Origin of the sequence: Thioclava sp., assembly GCF_048263065.1 — a bacterium.
In the GTDB taxonomy this organism is placed as follows: Bacteria; Pseudomonadota; Alphaproteobacteria; order Rhodobacterales; family Rhodobacteraceae; genus Thioclava.
Map to the genome: position 1 here is coordinate 1 of NZ_JBLXEM010000016.1, position 19,618 is coordinate 19,618.

Below are 19,618 nucleotides of genomic sequence, written 5' to 3' on the forward strand. Positions count from 1 at the left end.
CTTAGGCTCAAGTTTCAAGTGCAACACCCAAAGCCCTGAGGGCATAGGATGTTGCGATGGACAGACGATGCAAGCACCTCAGCAGCGAGGAACGAGGCGTGATATTCGCCGAACATAATCGGGGCAGCAATCAGCGGTGGATCGGGCAGCTTTTGCGCCGCCCGGCAAGCACGATCTGTCGCGAATTGGCGCGGGGTCGGCAGGATGACGGCAGCTATTGCCCGCAATCGGCGCGGCTTGTCTATGATGTCCGCCGCACGCGATGCCGCCGCCCGCGAAAGCTGGTCGAGGGCAGTGAACTCCAACGGTTCGTTCACACTCACCTCGTTCATCGCCGCTGGTCACCCGAGCAGATTGCGCACAGACTGCGGCTCATGAAGCCCGATGACCCTTCGGATCGCGTCAGCCATGAAACCATCTATGCAGCGATCTATGCGCAGCCACGCGGCGGCCTGAAGGCTGCAATGATTGAAGCGCTGCGGCAGGCCAAGCCCAGGCGTGGGCTGAAACGCACGACGATTGCGGGCAGTGACATGGTCCCGGAAGCATTGCGAATTATCAATCGCCCCGAGGAGATTGAGGCGCGGCTGGTGCCTGGCCACTGGGAGGGCGATCTGATCAAGGGCGCGTTCAACCGCTCGTCGGTGGGAACCTTGCTCGAGCGCAAGACCCGCTTCGTCGTTCTATGCAAAATGAACGGAAACGGAGCCGAGGCGGTTCTCGACAGCTTCACCCGACAGATGAAACGTCTGCCCCTCGCACTGCGCAAAAGCATGACCTATGACCGTGGATCGGACCCTCTCATGGTTTGCGAGCAAACCATTGCCGGGCAAGGGATGGCCTGCACCCGGAATTGGCCCGTCGCCTGAAGATCGACATCTGGTTTTGCGATCCACACGCGCCCTAGCAGCGCGGATCGAACGAAAACACCAACGGTCTGCTGCGCCAGTTCATGCCCAAGGGAACCGACCTCAGCGACACCACTCAAACCTGGCTGAACGACGTCGCAGCCCTGATGAACAACCGCCCGAGAAAAACCCTCGGCTGGAGCCCCCCCGCCGAAGCTATGGCCGAAGAAATCGAGGCCTTCAAATCAACCGTTGCGCTTGCAATTTGAATCCGCCCTATTTCCGAGTGAGAAACACTCTCTCGCTCGCGTCACCCAAGCTCCGGAGGGCCTCACAATGTGCCAACGTGTGGCGTGCCGAACGCCACGAACAAGAGGCACTCGGAGCTAGCTAACGACAGCATAGCGGCGCCGATAGTTATCCCTGACTGCCATTGAAATCTATTTCTGGGGTTGGATGCCGACCCATTCCTGTCTGGCACATATGTCACCACGACCTCCGCTGCGTTTCAATTCTCTTCATCCAAAATCTGCCCTCACTCGGTTGTTCATCGGTACAGCAACGGCATGGAATCTGATCCTGCACCTCGCCTGCTGCACCAAAATCCGGGGGCAGTCGGCCAATCGCCCAACCTTTGAGCGAGCATGCGAGCTATGCAGATTGGCGCAGAGCGCTCTGATCTGTCGGGGTCTGTTCAACGCTTTTCCCATGCTATAATGAAGAGGCCACGACAGGAAATTGCCCACACTCACGCGGGCGCGACAGAAACGGAAAAATCCATGGCCTTTTATCGTTCTCGCAAATCCACCCATGGGCGCAATATGGCAGGCGCGCGCGGCCTCTGGCGCGCCACCGGCATGACCGATGATGATTTTGGCAAGCCGATCATCGCCGTTGTGAACTCGTTCACGCAATTCGTGCCCGGCCATGTCCACCTTAAGGATCTGGGCCAGATGGTCGCGCGCGAGATTGAAAACGCCGGTGGAGTTGCCAAGGAATTTAACACGATCGCAGTCGATGATGGCATCGCGATGGGCCATGATGGGATGCTCTATTCGCTGCCGTCGCGCGAGATCATCGCGGATTCGGTTGAATATATGGTCAACGCGCATTGCGCCGATGCGATGGTGTGTATTTCGAACTGCGACAAGATCACGCCCGGCATGATGATGGCGGCGATGCGGCTGAATATTCCGGTCATCTTCGTCTCCGGCGGGCCGATGGAAGCGGGCAAGGTCACGATTGATGATTTGGAACGCGCAGTTGATCTGGTCGATGCGATGGTGATCGCGGCGGATGACAATTACACCGACGCTCAGGTCGCCGAGATGGAGGCCAACGCCTGCCCGACTTGCGGGTCTTGCTCGGGGATGTTCACGGCCAACTCGATGAACTGTCTGGCCGAGGCGCTGGGTCTGGCGCTGCCGGGCAATGGCTCGATGCTGGCGACCCATGCCGACCGCAAGGAGCTGTTCCTTGAAGCCGGTCGCAAGATCGTCGAGATCACTCGTCGTCACTACGAGCTGGAAGACAAGGGCCTGCTACCCCGTGAAATCGCCACCGTCGAGGCGTTTGAAAACGCGATGAGCCTTGATATCGCGATGGGCGGTTCGACCAACACGGTGCTGCACTTGCTGGCGATTGCCCATGAGGGCGAGGTAGATTTCACGATGGACGATATAGACCGGCTCTCGCGCAAAGTGCCGGTGCTGTGTAAGGTCGCGCCTGCGAAACAGGACGTGCATATGGAAGACGTGCATCGCGCTGGCGGCATTATGGGAATTCTGGGTGAGATGAACCGGGCCGGGCTGATCCATTCCGGGGCCCGCACGGTGCATTCCGAAACCATGGGCGAGGCGCTGGCGAAATGGGACGTGATGGTCGCCAATGATGCGGCCGTTGACGCGTTTTACCGCGCAGCGCCGGGCGGAGTGCGCACCACGCAAGCATTTTCCACCCAGAACCGCTACAAAGAGACTGATCGCGACCGCAAGACGGGCGTAATCCGCACGGCTGAGCATGCGTTTTCGCAAGATGGCGGGCTGGCGGTTCTGTCGGGCAATATCGCGACGCAGGGCTGCATCGTGAAAACCGCCGGGGTGGATGACTCGATCCTGAAATTTTCGGGTCCGGCCAAGGTGTTTGAAAGTCAGGATGATGCAGTTTCAGCGATCTTGACGGGTAAAGTTGTCGAGGGCGAAGTTGTCGTCATCCGATATGAGGGGCCGCGTGGCGGGCCGGGCATGCAAGAGATGCTGTATCCGACCTCTTACCTGAAATCCAAGGGCTTGGGCGCGAAATGCGCGCTGCTGACGGATGGACGGTTTTCGGGCGGCACTTCGGGCCTGTCGATCGGCCATGTCAGCCCCGAGGCCGAAGAGGGTGGACTGATCGGACTGGTGGAAACCGGCGATCTGATCGAGATCGACATCCCCGGTCGCACGATAAATCTTGCCGTCGATGATGCCACGCTTGAGGCGCGCCGTGCCGCCAAAGGTCCGCTGCCATGGAAACCTGCCGCACCGCGCAAACGCGCCGTGTCTACCGCGCTCAAGGCTTATGCGTTGCTGGCGAGTTCAGCTGCCAAGGGTGGCGTGCGTATTCTGCCTGATTGATCCTACGGGTTACGCAGGACAAACTACAAAAAACGGACGCGCTCCACCTAAGAGCGCGTCCGTGTGTCGTTTAAATGCTCTGTGCGCGAAGCATCAGGCGATTTGTTTGCCGCTTTTCGGCCCAGCTACCAGCCAGATGATGAAACCCAGCACCGGCAAGATGAGGATCAGCAATATCCACAAAATTTTGCCCCCCGTCGACGCGCCTGATCCCAAGATCGACACAATGGCCCAAATATCCAAAATGAAGACGATGGCGGCCCCAATCATGCTAAACATGAACACTCTCCCTTTCCGTTTATGTTCTGCGAGATGAACTCGCAGCGCGCGGCATTTGTTCCAACGCCCCAAATCAAAAGAAAAACGGAAGGAGCCGCCAACAACGCCAATCAGCGCGTGGCCTGCCTTGGGATTTCGGGAAGAAAGGCTCAAGCTAGGCCATCTCATCCTCGTTTAATCCATTGAAATCACGCATTTTAACGCTCCGTTTTAGGAGTCATGAAACACCAATAAGCGTCAAAATAAATCCATTCTGGCCCTACTGTCTGTATTTAGGTCAGGGCGGGTTGCGTGAATTTTTCAATCATGCACGCAACATCGCCGCGCGGCGGTTATGAACCAGTATTTTAAGCGCGTGACGGCGGCGGCCCCCGAAGACCGTCATGAGGACTGCATGCCATTGAAGACCGGATTCTACGGTTGCGAAACTGCACCATCGCCCAATCATAACAAGGCACGTAGTCATTGGGGACTAACTTGAACAACGGATAGGCCATCGTCGACAACAAAAAAATGGCATAGGTCAGATGGATCTGGCAGGCGTTATTGATCATGTTGCCCGGCAAGACGTAAGGTCCGATTGGTCACGCCAGCAGGACCAGCAAGATCAACCAACTCAGCGCAACAACGGTGACCATGAAGACAACCCAGCCGCGCGGGTTGTGTGCTCCGCTATCGGAGCTTTGCACCCTATTCCTGTAATTCTTGCTCTTTGAAGAGGAGGTCTGCAAAGGCGAGCACTCGACACCCGAACTGGTTGCGCATGACGTCGCGCAGAGCCTCGAAGTTTTGATACTGCAGCGCTTGGGCCAGCCGCGAGACCTTTGCAGGGGCCAGTTTGGAATTTCTCGCCAACGTATGATCCATGTGTTTTATCTCTGTACCGGCGAGTTTCACGCTTTCCTGTCCCGAAGGGGGGACCGACCTGACCCATGTATTTCCGCGCCACACCAAAGCGACTTTGCCCATAGCCACAAAGGGCGAAGGTGCCTACATCATCGATGCGCAGGGTAAGCGTTATCTTGACGGGTCGGGCAAGTGCTCCGTGCCCCTCACGCTCCAGAGTGGTTCACAGTCGTCAGTGTTTTCAACGACAACTTTGCTTTAGACACCCGCCCGCTCGGTTCTCTCAGTGGGCTACCAGCTTCACCCTTTCGACACACCGCCCCGCCATCAGATCTGCTCCTGTTTGGCGATGCCGCTTTGCGTTATGATAGCGTGCATCGCTATGTCATGGGGCTGGGGGAAAATTGTGGTGATCCGTGCTGCGTCCAACCCGATCCCGATAGCCATGGGAGGCGGCGCAATCGCGGCAAGCGTGCGGTCGAAATAGCCCCCGCCGTAGCCCAGCCGAAACCCCGCACCATCCCAGCCAACGACCGGGGACAGGGTGATGTCAGGGACAATGTCGGCCCCCTCGGCGGGCACGGGGATATTCCAGAACCCGCGCGTCATCCGCGTCTGCGGCGTCCATTCGCGAAAGGTCAGAGGTGCATTCTTGGTGGTGACCAGCGGCAAGGCGGCCCGTGCCCCACGCTTGGCTAATTTGGCAAGCCAGAAGCGCAAATCAATCTCGGCCTTGATTGGCCACCAAGCCGAAATCGTCAACCCGTTGAGGGTGTCAAAGCGCTGTGCAAGCAGATGCTCAAGATGATCGGCAATGGCGATCGCGGCGGCTTTGCGCGTGTCTACTGAAAGCGCCGTGCGCTCTGTCAAAAGCCGCGCCCGTTCCGCCTTGCGCCAGCGCGCCACATCACGTGCCTGTTGTGCGTCAACGCCAAGCGGATCGAAATAAGTCGGGTCGATTTCGTGGGCCAGACAGGGCGGCGAAGCATAGCTGCCCGGCGTCGGTTTGTTCTTACTCATTGGTCCTCCCCCTTCCCGCCAAGCAGATCGCACTCCGGGCAATGCTCCAAATATTCTCAGGCATGAGGGGTCCTATTGGCAAGCGACTCTTGCACGATGCCGCGCAAGATCAGGGCATGGCAGCGGTGAAAACTGAGTGCGCGGATATGACAGTCCTGCGGCGCTGCCAGCGAAGCGACGCGCTCTACGCAGGCCTTAAGATTGCGTTCCCCTTTGAAAGAACGATGATCGTGTGATGACCGTCCGCGCGTCGCTCAAACCGGATCACGCCGCCAAGCGCCTCAATCGCATCTGTTGCGATGGACAGACCAAGGCCGCTGCCCGTCTGGTCGCTGTCGCTCCCCTTGATGAATTTCTGATGGGCTTGCGTGGCAATTTCCGGGGGCAAACCGGGGCCTTTATCACGAATATCGATGCTCAGATCCGGGCCTGTCGCCGCCAAGGTCACGGCGACTGTCTCACCCGTCGGACTTGCCTGAATCGCGTTCTCGATCAGGTTGCGCAGCGCGATGGTGAGCAGGAACGGATCGGCGAGCAGAGCAGGGCTGATGGCGGTTTCCTCAAATTCAAGCGGCACCCCCTTGTGATCCGCGAACTCGGCGAGAGCGCTGAGCACCTGCTGCAAAATCGCTATCAGGTTGACCGGTTCGCCGCGCTCTTTTCTGCTTTCGACCCGTGCAAGATCAAGCAACTGGTGCACCATCCGATCCGTTCGGCCAACCGAGGTCTCAATGGCCGAAAGCGCATGATCGCGGGTTTTGGCATCAGGCGCTCGCCGCGCAATATGGGCTTGCGTCTTTAGCCCGGCAAGCGGGGTCTTCAGCTCATGGGCCGCGTAGGAAATAAAGTCGCGCTCGCGATCACGCGCGATGCCCAAACGGGCAAGCAGATCGTTGAGCGCGCTCGCGACAGGGCGAATTTCGCGCGGTCTCCGGTCGGTGTCGGGCAGCGCGCCGAGGTCACTGACCTGCCGCGTTGCCAAGTCCCGCGCGAAACGATCGAGCGGCGCAAGCCCTCTGGCGATGGACAGCCAGATCAACGCCCACATTATCGGCAAAATCACCAGCGCAGGCCAAAGAAAGCCTGCAATCACATCGCGCACCAGCCGGTCGCGCAACTCAAGGCTGTCGCCGACAGTGACCTGCCCGCCAATGTTGCGATCAACGATTGTGTAGACGCGCAACGCCTTGCCGCCTTGGGTGACGTTGCGAAATCCGGTCGCGCTTGCGGGCACCAGTTGCTCGCTTGGTGCGCCATCAGAACGCCCCACCAGCCCGCCCGAAAAGGACCATATCTGGCAGAATTGCTGATGCTCATAGCTCGTGCTCTCGGGCAGTGATATTTGCCCCGGCGCGTCACGGTTGAGCGCCATCTGGTTTTTTGACACCAGCGAGGAAACCATCCGCGCCGCCTCGACCAGACGCGCATCAAGAACCCTTTGCACTTCGGCGCGGGTCGAATGCTCGATCCAGAGCACAGCCGAAAGCCAGACCGCGAGCGTCGCGCCGGTCAGGATCAGGAAAAGGCGGAGGCGGAGGGAGATGGCGTTTGCTCCTCGGGGCGGATGCGGTAGCCGATACCGCGCAGGGTTTCGATGAACTCGCGCCCGAGCTTGGCGCGAAGATGGTGAATGTGAACCTCGACGGCGTTGCTTTCGACTTCCGCGTCCCAGCCGTAAAGACGCTCTTCAAGATCGGATTTCGCCAGCACGCGACCGGGGCGCTCGGCCAGCGCCTGAAGCACGGCGAATTCGCGCCGCGAGAGTCTTAGCGGCTGGCCGTCGAATGTCGCCGATCGCGCGCTGAGGTCAAGCACCAGACCGTCATGGGAAATGCTTGCCGAGGCGCGCCCATCGGCACGACGAGTCAAGGCGCGCAGACGGGCAGCCAATTCGTCAAGATCAAAGGGCTTGCCAAGATAGTCATCTGCGCCCGCATCCAGCCCCGCCACGCGGTCCTCGACATCGTCGCGCGCGGTCAGCAGCAGCACGGGCATGTCGGCGCGCCGCGCGCGTAACTCGCGTAGCAAATCAAGCCCCGACCCGTCGGGCAGCATCAGGTCCAACACGAGTGCTGCATAGCGCGTGCCTGCAAGGGCGGCGCGCGCATCCTCAAGCGTACCGACCACATCGGGTGTAAAACCCGTCATGCCCAACCCCACCTTGAGCCCATCTGCCAGAATGTGGTCATCTTCGACGACGAGTAGACGCATATTTTCTCCTTCGCCGTGCTTGAAGCGCACGAACCTTAAGACTGACTTAAGATTCGCCCGCGATTTGGCGAGCATGAACACTTATACCCAACCTCCCGTTTTTCTTCGCGCCCTGATCGCTTTGGGGATCGCTTTCTTTCTCGCCATGTCGGGCCTTGCGCAAGCACAGGGTTTTGAGTTGCTCAAACCCAAGGGCGGCGGGCCGCTTAGCCCGGAGCAGGCGTTTCAGGTTCAGACGCGTTGGGTGGATGACGGCACGCTGGATGTGTCGATTGATATTGCGCCGGGCTACTACCTATATCGCGACCACTTGACGGTCAGCGCCAAGGACGGCGCTGCGCCCGTGCTGCACAGCACGCCGGGCGTAATGAAGGATGATCCCAATTTCGGCACCGTTGAAATCTGGCACGATCACACGCAGGCAACGGTGAGCGGGATCACCGGGCCGTTCACACTGCACTGGCAGGGCTGCGAGGAAAAGGGGCTGTGCTATCCGCCGCAAAGCCGAGAGATCACGCCGCCCGCGGGGATCGGCGCGACCTCGGGGAATGCGATGTCGCAGACCGACCAGAGCGCGCCAAGCAGCGCGCCCCAGACTACAAGCATGGCGGCACAAGCATCGCCGCAAACCCTGAGCCTGTCCTCGGATGGCGGACTTGTCGCCGGGATCGCGGCAAAGGGGGGCGCGGCGTTTGTGGTGCTAAGTTTCTTTGGCTTTGGTCTATTGCTGGCCTTTACGCCTTGCGTACTGCCGATGGTGCCGATTGTTGCCGCGATGTTGGGCGCGCAAGGCAAGGGGCTGACACCTGCGCGCGGTTTGGCGCTGACTGGCACCTATGTGCTTGCGATGGCGTCGGCTTTCGGACTGTTGGGTATCGTCGCCGCGTGGTCGGGGCAAAACCTGCAATTCCTGCTGCAGGCCCCGGCGGTGATTGCCGCATTGGCCGCGCTTTTTGCGCTGCTGGCGCTGGCCTCTTTCGGGCTGTTCGATCTGCGCTTGCCGCAAGGCTTGACCAACAAGGTCAGCTCGCTCAAAGGACCGCGCGGCACGCTTGCCGGGGCGGCGCTGCTGGGCTTTACCTCGACGCTGATCGTGGGGCCTTGCGTGACCGCGCCGCTGGCGGGTGCGTTCCTGTATATCGCGCAAACTGGCGATGCGACGCTCGGGGCTGCGGCGCTGTTTGCACTGGGGCTGGGACAGGGCGTACCGCTGCTTGCAGTGGGGCTGTTTGGCTCGGCTGTTCTGCCGCGCATGGGCAGCTGGATGACCGGAATCAACCGCGCCTTCGGATTTGTCTTTCTCGGCATGGCGATCTGGCTGTTGGGGCGCGTGCTGCCGGGAACTGCGCTGCTTGCGCTTTGGGCGCTGTGGTTGATCGGCGTGGGCGTCTGGCTTGGCGGACGCGATCGCTTTGACGCAGCGACGCCCGCGATCCGCCGCGTTGGTGGCGCGCTTGGAATCGCCGCATTGCTGGCCGGCGCGCTTGAGGCCATCGGCGCGGCCAGCGGCGCAAGCGACCCGCTGCGCCCGCTTGATCGGTTTACCGCCCGCGCAGGTGCAGCACCGCAGGCAACGGCCACATTGACCGAAGCTGATTTCACCCATGTCGAGACGCCCGAGGCGTTAACCGCCGCGCTCGCCAGTGCCAAAGACAAGCCAGTGATGCTGATGGTCACGGCAGATTGGTGCACCGAATGCGCCACGATCAAGCGCAAGGTGCTGCCCGATCCGCAGGTGCAGGCCGCGCTGAAACAGGTCACGCCAATTGCCGTCGATGTGACGAAAACGGGCGCATCGCAACAAGCGCTTTTGAAATCGCTTGGGGTGATCGGCCCGCCGACGCTGATCTTTCTTGGCCCTAACCATCAAGAGGCGCAGGGCAGCCGATTAGTCGGAGACGTCACAGCCCCCACCCTAACCGCATCACTCAAGGAGATCGCGCAATGATGCATGCAAAAATCGCCATGCTCGCCCTCGTCGTGCTTGCCGCTTGCGCACCCGAACCGCCCCAGACAGCGCCCGCCCCGGCCACGCCACAGCTTAGCGCGCATCTGCGTGAGATCTATAGCGCGACCGAGGATGACGGCCGCTTGATCCCGGCGGTCAATCCGAAATATCTCAGCGAGGATAAGGCCCGTCAGGAGGTCGAATACTGGACGGATAAGCCGCCCGGCACGATTGTCGTCGATCCTTGGGCGCGCAAACTTTACTTTGTGCAAAAGGACAACCGCGCGCTGCGATACACCGTGGCTGTGGGTGAGGACGGGCGCGGATTTGCGGGTGAGGGTCACATTCCCTATCAGCGCGATTGGCCAAGCTGGACGCCGACGCAGAACATGATCAAGGACGACCCCGCGCTTTACGGCCCTGTCAAAGACGGGCTTAAGGGCGGGCTTGATAATCCGCTGGGCGCACGCGCGCTGTATCTGCATCGCGGCAACAAGGACACGTTTTACCGCATCCACGGCACGATGGACGATTCCAGCATCGGCAAGGCGACCTCGGCAGGCTGCATCCGGCTGTTCAACCAAGACATCATCGACTTGGCCGACCGGGTGCGCTCGGGCACGGATGTTGTCGTGCTGACCCGCGCTCAAAGCGGCCAGGGCACGGTGCCGCCGGGCCAGCCCCTGCCGCCAGTGCCCTATAGCGCCGATGATTTTCCCAATCCCGAAACATCCGTAGGAGACCAGACATGATCGACCGCAGAACCTTTCTTGCACTAACCGGCACCGCGCTGATCTTGCCCCGCGCAAGCCTTGCCGCCGACATCACCCCCGAGGCTGTCTTTCACGACCCCAACGCCCCCGCGATGGGCAATCCTAAGGGCGACGTGACCCTTGTCGAGTTCTTTGACTACCAATGCCCCTATTGCAAATCGAACCATCCCGTCATTGAGCAGGTGATGAAGGAAGACGGCAATTTGCGCGTTGTCATGAAGGATTGGCCGATCTTTGGCGCACCTTCGGTCTATGCCTCGCAACTGGCGCTGGGCGCGCAGAGCATGGGCAAGTATGAAACCGCGCTCGAGGCGCTGATGGCGACCAAAGGCAAGCTGTCCAACGCGCAGATCGAGACGGTGCTCAGCGCGGCGGGAGTTGATCCGAAACAAGCCATGGCGGGCTACAAAGCCAACCGCAAACAGATCGACGCGCTGTTGATACGCAATGACCAGCAGGCGGTGGCAATCGGGTTGCAGGGCACGCCCGCCTATATCATCGGGCGCGATGTGTATCCGGGTGCGGTCGATGCGGCCACTTTGCGCGATGCGATTAAGACCACCCGCGCGGCTTGAACTCCGGCGCGCGGATGATAGCCCCCCGGCAGGCCTGACAGGCACCGGGGGCTTTATCATGTTTGCGGACAATATCCTGCGGTTTGTGCCAGAGCCTTGTCGATATTGAACGCGCTTAGGCAAAAACAGCGCGCGCATTTTTCGCGGATCGGACGATTTGTGCTAACATGCTTGGCAGGCAAGGGAGGAACCTGCGATGAACCGACGCGAGATTTTCACCCTGATGGCAGGGGCCGCCGCCGCAGGTTTGGTGCCAAGGCGCGCGCGGGCCGAGGCGGTGATGGGCGACGGTGGTCTTTACCAGCAGCCGTTCTTTCACGACAGCTTTCTTGATTTCGGTGATGACCTGAACGAAGCCGCCGCAGCGGGCAAGGGCCTGCTCGTTCTGTTTGAGCAACGCGGCTGCCCCTATTGCCGCGAGATGCATCTGGTCAATTTCCAACGCCGCGAAATCATCGAGCTGATCGAGGCCAATTTCACCGTCGTGCAACTTGATCTGTGGGGCGCGCGAGAGAGCGTCGATTTTGACGGCGAGGCGCTGGAAGAACGCGCGCTGGCGCAAAAATGGTTCGTGAATTTCACGCCGACGCAGATCTTGATTCCGGCCCAAAACGCCGGTGCCGAAGATCTGCGCCAAGCCGAGGCGTTTCGCATGCCGGGCTATTTCAAGCCGTTCCACCATCTCTCGGGTCTCGAATACGTCGCCAGCGGTGCCTATCGCGATCAGCCGTTCCAGCGGTTCCTGCAAGACAAGTTCGCAGCGCTTCAGGCGCAGGGCATCGACCCGAATGTGTGGTAGATCTCGATCCTGCGCCCCCCAATCTCGGATGCGGTAGCCCATCTCACTAGCATAAGCCGCTCGTCGATCTGCACGAGCGGCCATGCGTCAGGAGGCGTTCGATTCATATGCACGCATCGTGCCCGAACGGGATGCAGATAGTCGAGTAAAACAATCGGGGCGTTACAGCTGGACGCGTGGCTCTGCGCGTCCAGCTACCGGGGCGTTGAGCGAAAACACGCAGCCTTGCGCGCTATCTGGCGTGGCGATTCCTTCTTGCGCAGTGGTCACAAAAAGCAGCCGTAAATCGGGGCCACCGAACGCGGGGCAAGAACTGTGCCGTCCTGCCACAGCAAGCGCGTAGTCAAAGCGGCCATCGGGCAGGTAACGCGCAACGCGCCCCGCCCCCCATTGCGCGTTCCATAGCGCGCCTTCGGTATCGGTCACCGCTCCGTCGGGGTTGAGCCCCTCTGGTGCAAGATCGACAAAGACCTCGGCCGTGCCTTCGGGCCAGCCCTGTGCATCCAGCGCCAGCATCATGATTTTTCGCGTCGGCGTGTCGGCGAAATAGGCGCGCCGCCCATCGGGGGAAAAGCATATCGCATTCGGGATCGTGAGATCGCGCAGCACCGGTTCCACAGCGCCGTTGAAATAGCGATAAATCGTGCCGGCTTTCGGTTCTGCTGCCTTGCCCATGGTGGACGTCCAAAACCCGCCCATCGGATCGGCCCGCCCGTCATTGCAGCGGGTGTCGGCGTGCGTGGCCTCGATCGCGGCGATGGGTTCATGAGCGCCGCTTGTGATGTCGAACCGGCGCAACCCCGTCTCGGTCGAGATCAGCAACGTGTCGCGGTCGATCCAGCCCGCCGCCGAGGCCATCTCGCCAATTTGCCACTCCAGCGCCTGATCGCCCGCGCGGCTTAGCAAGCGTCCGCGCAAGATGTCGAACCAGAAAAGCTGGCCGCGCTCGGGGTGCCAGAACGCGCCCTCGCCGAGGGAACAGGCGCGGTCGTCGTAGATCGTGGCGGTCATTGCGTGAACACCTCGTCAAAGCGGGCGACCAAGGCGTGCGCCTTTTGCGAAACGGTTTCGGCACTGTCGCCGGGGCGATAAATCGCGCTGCCAATGCCGAAACCCGCCGCCCCGGCGCGCTGCCAGTCGGCCATGTTTTCAACCGACACACCACCCACGGCATAAAGCGCCACGTCGCGCGGCAAGACGGCGGCCATCGCGCGCAACCCCACTGGCCCGATCAGATCACCGGGAAACAGCTTGAGCGCATCTGCCCCCGCCGCAATTGCAGCGAAAGCCTCGGTCGGGGTCATTACGCCGGGATAGCTTTGCAGCCCTGCAGTCTTGGTTTCCCCAATCACCGCCGGGTCGCAATTAGGCGACACGATCAGTCGCGCACCAGTCGCCGCAACAGCGCGCACGTGTTCAGGGGTCAGGACGGTGCCCGCGCCGATATCTGCCTGCGTGCCAAAGCGCTCCACCATGGCCTTGATGCTGACAAGAGGATCAGGCGAGTTAAGCGGCACCTCGATGCGAGTGATCCCAGCGTCGATCAACGCTTCGGTAACGGGCAGCGCCTCGGGCGGGGTGATCCCGCGCAGGATGGCTATCAGGGGGCGGCTCATGGGCAGGCTCCGATGGTTTGCCAGGCAGCGTGCAGCCCGGCGAGGGTTGTGGGTTCGGTCGGATAATCTTGCGTCTCCACGCCATTCGCGCCCAGCGCGCGGGCATAAAGCGCAGCGAGTTTTGGACTGCCGATCAGAGCGACGGTATGCCCCGTCCATAGATCGCGCGTCGCCGCCAGCTCCCAGCCGATCAGCATCCCCGAGAGACGCGAGGCGGCGCTATTCGGATCAAAACCGTTGAGCAATGCGCCGGCGCGCAAGGCGAACAGCTCGCCATAGGCACGCGCAGGGTCGGCCAGTGCTTCAACGCAGGCCGCGTCAAAAGCGGGCAGATCCGAGCCATCAGTGTCCAGCGTATGGCGCAGCACCGAATGCTTTGCGAGCAACTCGAATAGTTCACCCGTCATGCAGCTTTGAAATCGCTCAATCTGGCCTGCGCGCAGCCGCACCCATTTCGTATGTGTGCCGGGCAGACAGACGATACCGTCAAAATCAGGGGACTGGGCAAGCAAACCTGCGATCTGGGTTTCTTCGCCGCGCATCACATCGGGCGGATCATCTTGGCGAATGCCGCACGCGATATAGACCGGGCGGGCGGCGTGATCTGGCACCCGGATCAGCTGCGCGCGCGGATCGGTTGGGGTCGCACGATAGGGCGCCTCCGTCCAGCCCTGACGTGAGCCGACCATGCCGCAAGCGACCACTGGAATACCGCCCCAATCGGTGCCCCATTGCGCGATTTCCGCTTCGAGCACGGAGCCGAATTGCGCAGGTTTCAGCCGCCCCATTCCTTGATCACAGCTGCGCTTTGACAGCACCTCATTGCCACGCATTGCCCAAAGGCGCAGATGAGTGGTGCCCCAGTCGGCAGCGATCCAGTTAGGGGCGGCGTCGGTGTTCAGCGCAGTCATAGCTTTTCCCCTTCGATCACCCACATGGTTTGCGCGAAGCTACAAGGCAAGCTCACGCCGTGCCCCATCAGAGCCTGCCCGCTCAACTCCAGCGCGCCCTTTTTCAGCGCAGGCGCTCCGCGTGAAAGCCCCGGCGCTTGCGCACGGTTGCGCAGGTTCAGCCGATACCGCGCCTGCGGGTCCAGCCCGCTCAGCTGCAGAGGACGCGGCAGGATCTGCGCAGAGGTTTCGCCTTGGCCCACAAAAACTACGAAACGCGCGCCATCTTCGGCCAGTTGTATTTCTGCGATCACAGCGGGGTCGGCGACCTCGAGACGAAGAATGTCGGCACGTGCGCGCCAATCGCGATTGGCTTTCCACCATGTCGTGACATCGGACAAGACTTTGGCCTCTTCTTCGGTCAACTCGCGCGGGTCCATTTCGAAGCCCATGTGACGCTGGGCCGCCACCCACGCGCGCATTTCCATGTCGATCACGCGACCCGACGTATGGCACCGCCGTGGCCCGACATGCGAACCGGTGACAACCATCGGCAGAAACAGCGCCGCGTCATGCTGAATACGCAGCCGTTCAATCGCGTCATTGCTGTCTGACAACCACACCCGCGTCGTGCGTTCAAGAATACCAAAATCAATCCGCCCACCCCCCGAGGCGCAGCTTTCGAACTCCACCCCCGGATGTGCGGCGTGAAGCTGATCCAAAAGCGCATAGATCCCGCGCGTCTGGGCGGCATCGGCATGGGGTAGGACGCGGTTATGATCCCATTTTACATACTCGATCGGATGTAGCGAAAGCAGCGCGCTGATTGCGCTGAACAGATAATCGCGAACGTCCTTGCGCGCGATATCAAGCGCCCGTTGCTGGCGGCCTTCGATTTGATCGGGCGGCCCAAGCAGCCAATCGGGATGCGCGCGCGCCAAATAGCTGTCGCGATTGACCATTTCAGGTTCGAACCACAGCCCGAACCCCATGCTTAGCGCGTTCACATGCGCAACCAACGGACCCAAGCCATCGGGATATTTGCGCGGATCAACCTGCCAGTCGCCAAGGCTGGTCGTGTCGTCATCGCGCCGCCCGAACCAGCCATCATCAAGCACGAAGCGTTCCGCCCCCAGCTTGGAGGCGCGATCCGCGATCTCGAACAACTCGCTCAGATCATGGTCGAAATAGACCGCCTCCCAGCAATTGTAATGCACCGGGCGCGGCAGAGCTTGGTCTGGAAATTGCACGATCCGGTCGCGCAGATGGCGCTGAAAAGCAACCGCGCAGCCATTCGAGCCCACCGCGGAATAGACCGCGTAAAGGGGCGCGGTTTCGAAATGTGTGCCCGGCATAGGTTCGCTGCCCGAGGCATGCCCGAACTGAATTTGGCGCCGCCCATCGGGCAATTCCTCGGCCACCATTCGATGACCGCCCGACCAGCCATAATGAAAGGCGCGGGTTTCGCCGCTGGTCTTGCTCGCACCGCGCGTGGGCAGGATCAGGCCGGGAAAATGTTCATGCCCGGTGCGCCCGCTGTGATTGTCGCGCACCCGCTGGCCGGGTGACCAAGCCGTTGCGGTCACTTGGAATTCACCACACCAGCGGCCCGAAAACTCCAGCATTTCGTCGCAAAGCTGCGATGCAGGAAAGACCGGGGCAGCCAGCCAATGCAGCGTGATTGGCGTCTCGCTATCCAGCGCGGCCCGCGCGGTGATCATTCCGGTGGCGGCGTCGAGCGCGAAATCGGCCCGATAGCACACACCCAACGCCGCATCGCGATAGACCAGCGCAAGCTGATCCGCGCGAACCGTTTCTGACGCGAAGCGAAAGGCCGGGCGCAGCACGCGACCCTGCGCATCGCGCGCGATCAAACCCGGCTCACCGGGGAAGGTTTGCGAGGCTTCAGGGCAGATCGACAGATCGGGATTGCGATCCAGCATCCCGCCCGTCACATCCATCTCGGCGCTGGCGGCAAGCTGCGCCAGATCCTCACTCTCGGGCAGGGCAGCTCCCCAGTAGATCACCTTTGGCAGCCGGTCATCGCGGCTGGCCAGAACAAGGCTTTGGTGCGTATCTCGCAAGTGCCAAGTGCGGATCATTTCACCGCCCCGAGCGTGAGCCCTGCAATGAAGTGTTTCTGCATCAGAAAGAACATCGCGACAGGTGGTAGCGCAGCCAAAATCGAGCCCGCCGACACCAACTGCCACGCCGCGACCCATTGCCCGTTGAGCGAATTCAGCCCTGCGGTGATCGGCTGCGTATCGGCCCCCGTGGTCAGCACCATCGCCCAGAAATAATCATTCCAGATGAAGGTAAAGATCAGCACCGACAGCGCCGCAATCGCCGGGCGCACCAGCGGCAGCACGATGTGCCAGAAAATCTGCCATTCGCCTACGCCCTCGACCCGCGCCGCCTCGATCAGCTCGCGCGGCAATGCCTTGATGAAATTGCGCATGAATAGCGTGCAGAACCCGGTTTGAAACGCGATGTGGAATAGCGCGAGCCCCGTAATCGTGTCATAAAGCCCCATCTTCACCGTAAGATCGCGCACCGGCACCATGAGGATCTGGAAGGGCACGAAATTGCCCGCCACGAAGAGGAAAAAGATCAGCAGATTGCCTTTGAATCTGTAGACCGCCAGCGCATAGCCGGTCAGGCAGGACAGCGCCACCGCGCCGATCATCGTCGGGATCGTGACCCGAAACGAGTTCAGCATATAGCTGGCAAAGGGCGAATTGCGAAACACATCAAGATAATTCGAAAACGCCAGATAGGACGGCATCCCGAAATAGTTGCCCTGCGCAAGATCGCTGGACGGGCGTAGCGAGGTCATCGCGACCCCCAAAAGCGGCAGCAGCCACAGGATCAGCATGACCGGCAGCGCCACCTTATAGGCGGTGCGTGCGGCGGGACTCATGGATTGAACTGGACGCGGAAACATATCAAAGCCCCCTTTCGTCGCGCCACATCTTCCAGATGAAGCCCGAGATGAAAATCATCATGATGGCAAACAGCACCACCGCGATCGCCGCGCCGTAGCCCATGCGATAGCCGTATTCCGACAGCGCCTGCTCGTACATGTAATAGGACAGCACCCGCGACGAGCCATAAGGTCCGCCCGAGGTCATGATCGACACCAGATCAAAGCTGCGCAACGCCCCGATCACGGTCACGACCAGCGCGATGAAGGTCGCCGGGCGCAATTGCGGCAACACGACATACCACAGCATCTTGATGCCTTTGGCACCGTCCAGCCGCGCGGCCTCAATCTGGTCGGGCGCAACCGAGTTCAACCCCGTCAGATACAAGATCATGCAATAGGCGATCTGCGGCCACAGCCCGGCGGCGATAATCCCGTAGGTCACAAGGTTCTCATCGGCCAGCACCGCGATGCCATAACCGCTGAACCACTCCAATATCTTGTAAAACAGCCCGAAATCGGGGGCGTAGAACCATGAGAAAATTAGGCCGACGACGACCTGACTGATCACGAAGGGAAAGAAGAACAGCGATTTGTAGATCCGGATTCCCCGGACGGTCTGGTTGAGAAACAGCGCGATAAACAGCCCCAGCGGGATCGCCAGCATATACAGCACCAGCCAGATTACGTTGTTCTTGAGACTGGTATAGAACGCCTCGTCATCAAGAAGTTCGACGTAATTTTGCATCCCGATCCACTGCGCCGGACTCAGCCCGTCCCACTGATAGAACGAGATCCACATCGAGCGCCCGATCGGGATAAGTACATAGATCAGGAACATGAACATGCCCGGCGCGAGAAACAGCCAAGGCGCTAGCTTGCGGCTAAGTCGGCGGCGCTTGCGCGGCGCGGGTTGGCCTGCAGAGCCTTGGGGAATGGCGGGTGAAACACTCATCGGCGCTATCCTCAGTCTTAGGGAACAATCCGGGATGAAACAGGAACGGTGCCCCATGACAGGGCACCGTCAGATGATCGTGGATCAGTTCTTGTAAACGCGCTGACGGGTCTTTTCGAGGCGATCAAGGATCGCATCAACGCGCTCGGGCTTGGCCATGAATTCCTGGAAGCCCTCCATACCGGCCTTGGCCATTGCAGCGGGCGCGTCACGGTCAAAGAACTGCGCAATGCCACCGTCGGCGGTCGAGAGAATCTCGAATCCCGCTTGCAGATAGGGATCATCGCCCACCGAGGCGTCCTTGTTGATCGGCAACTGTCCGAGTTCCTCGTTCATCTTGGTCTGCACATCCGCACGTGCGATATAGGCGAGGAATTTCTTGGCATCGGCCACGTTCTTGGCACCCGCCGGAATATGGATCGTATCGGTCGGGGCCTCTTCTGCACGCGCGAGGCCCGGCGTGATTTCGGGAAAATCCATAAAGCCGAGCGTGTCATTCGTCATCCCGCCATCCTTGAAGCTGGCAACGGCGAAATTGCCCATCACATAGTTCGCGGCCTTGCCCTGAACGATATTAGACACCGCATCCTGCCAGTCGATCGCGGCGGTATTGGGCGTGGTGTAGGGCAGAACCTTGGCCCATTCGGCAAAGACCTTGCGCACACGCTCATCCGTCCACGGGATCTCACCATTGGTCAGTTGCATGTGGAAATCATAGCCATTGGTGCGAAGATCGAGATAGTCGAAAATCCCCGCAGCGGGCCAAAGGGCCTTGGTGCCGGTGGTCAGGCAGTCGGCGCCGATCTCTTTGAACTTCTCGCAATTGCTGATGAACTCGTCCCAAGTCTTGGGCACTTCGACATCGGCTTTCTTGTAGAGATCCTTGTTATAGTAAATGCCCCACTGGTAGTAGGTATAGGGCACACCCCATTGCTTGCCGTCGATCGTCATCGATGACAGCGCGGGTGCGAGGCTGTCCTTCAGACCGTTCTCCTCCCAGACATCCGAGACATCCAGAAACTGCCCCGATTTGACAAAAGGTGCCATCCGGTTACCGGCATACCAATTCGCTAGATCTGGGCTGTCAGCGGTCAGAAAGTTGCGAATCGCTGTCTTGTAACCTTCGTGATCGAAGATGTTCACAACGACTTTAACGTCAGGATTTTCGGCCTCAAAGCCTGCGATCAGTTGATCGAAGGCGGCTTTGGGCGCCGGATCGGACGCGTCGGTATTCAGCGTCAGCGTGCGTTGCTGCGCCAATGCAGGCAGGGCCATACCGGCCAACAGCGCCGCAACGGCTGCGGTTTTCAAAAGTTTCAT

Annotated in this window: 19 protein-coding genes; 7 read left to right on the forward strand and 12 right to left on the reverse strand. The window is 60.4% G+C overall.

The window, feature by feature from the left end; translation table 11 throughout:
• The first annotated feature begins 56 nt into the window (after positions 1-56).
• The 3 genes from ACN0SD_RS15475 to ilvD all read left to right on the forward strand — a co-directional run bounded on the left by ACN0SD_RS15475 (position 57) and on the right by ilvD (position 3,463).
• On the forward strand, positions 57-869 hold the full coding sequence (locus ACN0SD_RS15475; RefSeq protein ID WP_417809126.1) for an IS30 family transposase: 813 nt from the start codon (positions 57-59) through the stop codon (positions 867-869).
• An 83-nt stretch (positions 870-952) separates the two neighbouring features.
• Positions 953-1,117: a hypothetical protein gene (locus tag ACN0SD_RS15480; RefSeq protein ID WP_417809127.1), complete on the forward strand. Its 165-nt coding sequence runs from the start codon at positions 953-955 to the stop codon at positions 1,115-1,117.
• Between the two features lie 510 nt (positions 1,118-1,627).
• Positions 1,628-3,463 (forward strand): dihydroxy-acid dehydratase, encoded by a 1,836-nt coding sequence (gene ilvD / locus ACN0SD_RS15485; RefSeq protein WP_417809128.1) that lies wholly within the window; start codon positions 1,628-1,630, stop codon positions 3,461-3,463.
• A gap of 93 nt (positions 3,464-3,556) precedes the next feature.
• On the opposite strand, the gene ACN0SD_RS15490 is transcribed toward ilvD, so the two are convergent.
• From ACN0SD_RS15490 to ACN0SD_RS15510, 5 genes are all read right to left on the reverse strand, one after another.
• Positions 3,557-3,742, reverse strand: coding sequence for a PLDc N-terminal domain-containing protein (locus tag ACN0SD_RS15490; RefSeq protein ID WP_417809129.1), 186 nt, complete (start codon positions 3,740-3,742; stop codon positions 3,557-3,559).
• A 690-nt stretch (positions 3,743-4,432) separates the two neighbouring features.
• On the reverse strand, positions 4,433-4,639 hold the full coding sequence (locus ACN0SD_RS15495; protein ID WP_417809165.1) for a hypothetical protein: 207 nt from the start codon (positions 4,637-4,639) through the stop codon (positions 4,433-4,435).
• 276 nt (positions 4,640-4,915) lie between these two features.
• Positions 4,916-5,608, reverse strand: a complete 693-nt coding sequence (locus ACN0SD_RS15500) for a 5-formyltetrahydrofolate cyclo-ligase (protein ID WP_417809130.1) — start codon at positions 5,606-5,608, stop codon at positions 4,916-4,918.
• A 184-nt stretch (positions 5,609-5,792) separates the two neighbouring features.
• On the reverse strand, positions 5,793-7,151 hold the full coding sequence (locus ACN0SD_RS15505) for an ATP-binding protein (protein ID WP_417809164.1): 1,359 nt from the start codon (positions 7,149-7,151) through the stop codon (positions 5,793-5,795).
• Positions 7,124-7,819, reverse strand: coding sequence for a response regulator (locus ACN0SD_RS15510; RefSeq protein WP_417809131.1), 696 nt, complete (start codon positions 7,817-7,819; stop codon positions 7,124-7,126). Before ACN0SD_RS15510 ends, ACN0SD_RS15505 begins: the two co-directional genes overlap by 28 nt.
• A 73-nt stretch (positions 7,820-7,892) precedes the next feature.
• On the opposite strand from ACN0SD_RS15510, the gene dsbD reads away from it, so the two are divergent.
• From dsbD to ACN0SD_RS15530, 4 genes are all read left to right on the forward strand, one after another.
• Positions 7,893-9,767 (forward strand): protein-disulfide reductase DsbD, encoded by a 1,875-nt coding sequence (gene dsbD, locus ACN0SD_RS15515; protein WP_417809133.1) that lies wholly within the window; start codon positions 7,893-7,895, stop codon positions 9,765-9,767.
• Positions 9,764-10,519 (forward strand): L,D-transpeptidase, encoded by a 756-nt coding sequence (locus ACN0SD_RS15520; protein WP_417809134.1) that lies wholly within the window; start codon positions 9,764-9,766, stop codon positions 10,517-10,519. The genes dsbD and ACN0SD_RS15520 overlap by 4 nt, the downstream gene beginning before the upstream one ends.
• Complete coding sequence (locus ACN0SD_RS15525; RefSeq protein WP_417809135.1) at positions 10,516-11,115, forward strand: DsbA family protein; 600 nt, start codon at positions 10,516-10,518, stop codon at positions 11,113-11,115. Before ACN0SD_RS15520 ends, ACN0SD_RS15525 begins: the two co-directional genes overlap by 4 nt.
• A gap of 196 nt (positions 11,116-11,311) precedes the next feature.
• Positions 11,312-11,914, forward strand: coding sequence for a thioredoxin family protein (locus ACN0SD_RS15530; protein WP_417809136.1), 603 nt, complete (start codon positions 11,312-11,314; stop codon positions 11,912-11,914).
• A gap of 162 nt (positions 11,915-12,076) precedes the next feature.
• Here ACN0SD_RS15530 and ACN0SD_RS15535 read toward each other — a convergent pair whose 3' ends face one another.
• The 7 genes from ACN0SD_RS15535 to ACN0SD_RS15565 form a co-directional block, all read right to left on the reverse strand.
• Positions 12,077-12,925 (reverse strand): SMP-30/gluconolactonase/LRE family protein, encoded by an 849-nt coding sequence (locus ACN0SD_RS15535; protein WP_417809137.1) that lies wholly within the window; start codon positions 12,923-12,925, stop codon positions 12,077-12,079.
• Positions 12,922-13,530: a 2-dehydro-3-deoxy-6-phosphogalactonate aldolase gene (locus tag ACN0SD_RS15540; protein ID WP_417809138.1), complete on the reverse strand. Its 609-nt coding sequence runs from the start codon at positions 13,528-13,530 to the stop codon at positions 12,922-12,924. Before ACN0SD_RS15540 ends, ACN0SD_RS15535 begins: the two co-directional genes overlap by 4 nt.
• Positions 13,527-14,441, reverse strand: coding sequence for a 2-dehydro-3-deoxygalactonokinase (locus ACN0SD_RS15545; protein ID WP_417809139.1), 915 nt, complete (start codon positions 14,439-14,441; stop codon positions 13,527-13,529). Before ACN0SD_RS15545 ends, ACN0SD_RS15540 begins: the two co-directional genes overlap by 4 nt.
• Positions 14,438-16,522 (reverse strand): alpha-galactosidase, encoded by a 2,085-nt coding sequence (locus tag ACN0SD_RS15550; RefSeq protein ID WP_417809140.1) that lies wholly within the window; start codon positions 16,520-16,522, stop codon positions 14,438-14,440. Before ACN0SD_RS15550 ends, ACN0SD_RS15545 begins: the two co-directional genes overlap by 4 nt.
• Positions 16,519-17,364 carry a carbohydrate ABC transporter permease gene (locus ACN0SD_RS15555; protein ID WP_417809141.1) on the reverse strand — a complete coding sequence of 282 codons (846 nt, stop codon included), beginning with the start codon at positions 17,362-17,364 and terminating at the stop codon, positions 16,519-16,521. The genes ACN0SD_RS15550 and ACN0SD_RS15555 overlap by 4 nt, the downstream gene beginning before the upstream one ends.
• 1 nt (position 17,365) lies before the next feature.
• Positions 17,366-18,298: a carbohydrate ABC transporter permease gene (locus ACN0SD_RS15560; RefSeq protein ID WP_417809142.1), complete on the reverse strand. Its 933-nt coding sequence runs from the start codon at positions 18,296-18,298 to the stop codon at positions 17,366-17,368.
• Between the two features lie 84 nt (positions 18,299-18,382).
• A complete protein-coding gene (locus ACN0SD_RS15565; RefSeq protein ID WP_417809143.1) occupies positions 18,383-19,618 on the reverse strand; it encodes an ABC transporter substrate-binding protein in 1,236 nt (411 codons plus the stop codon).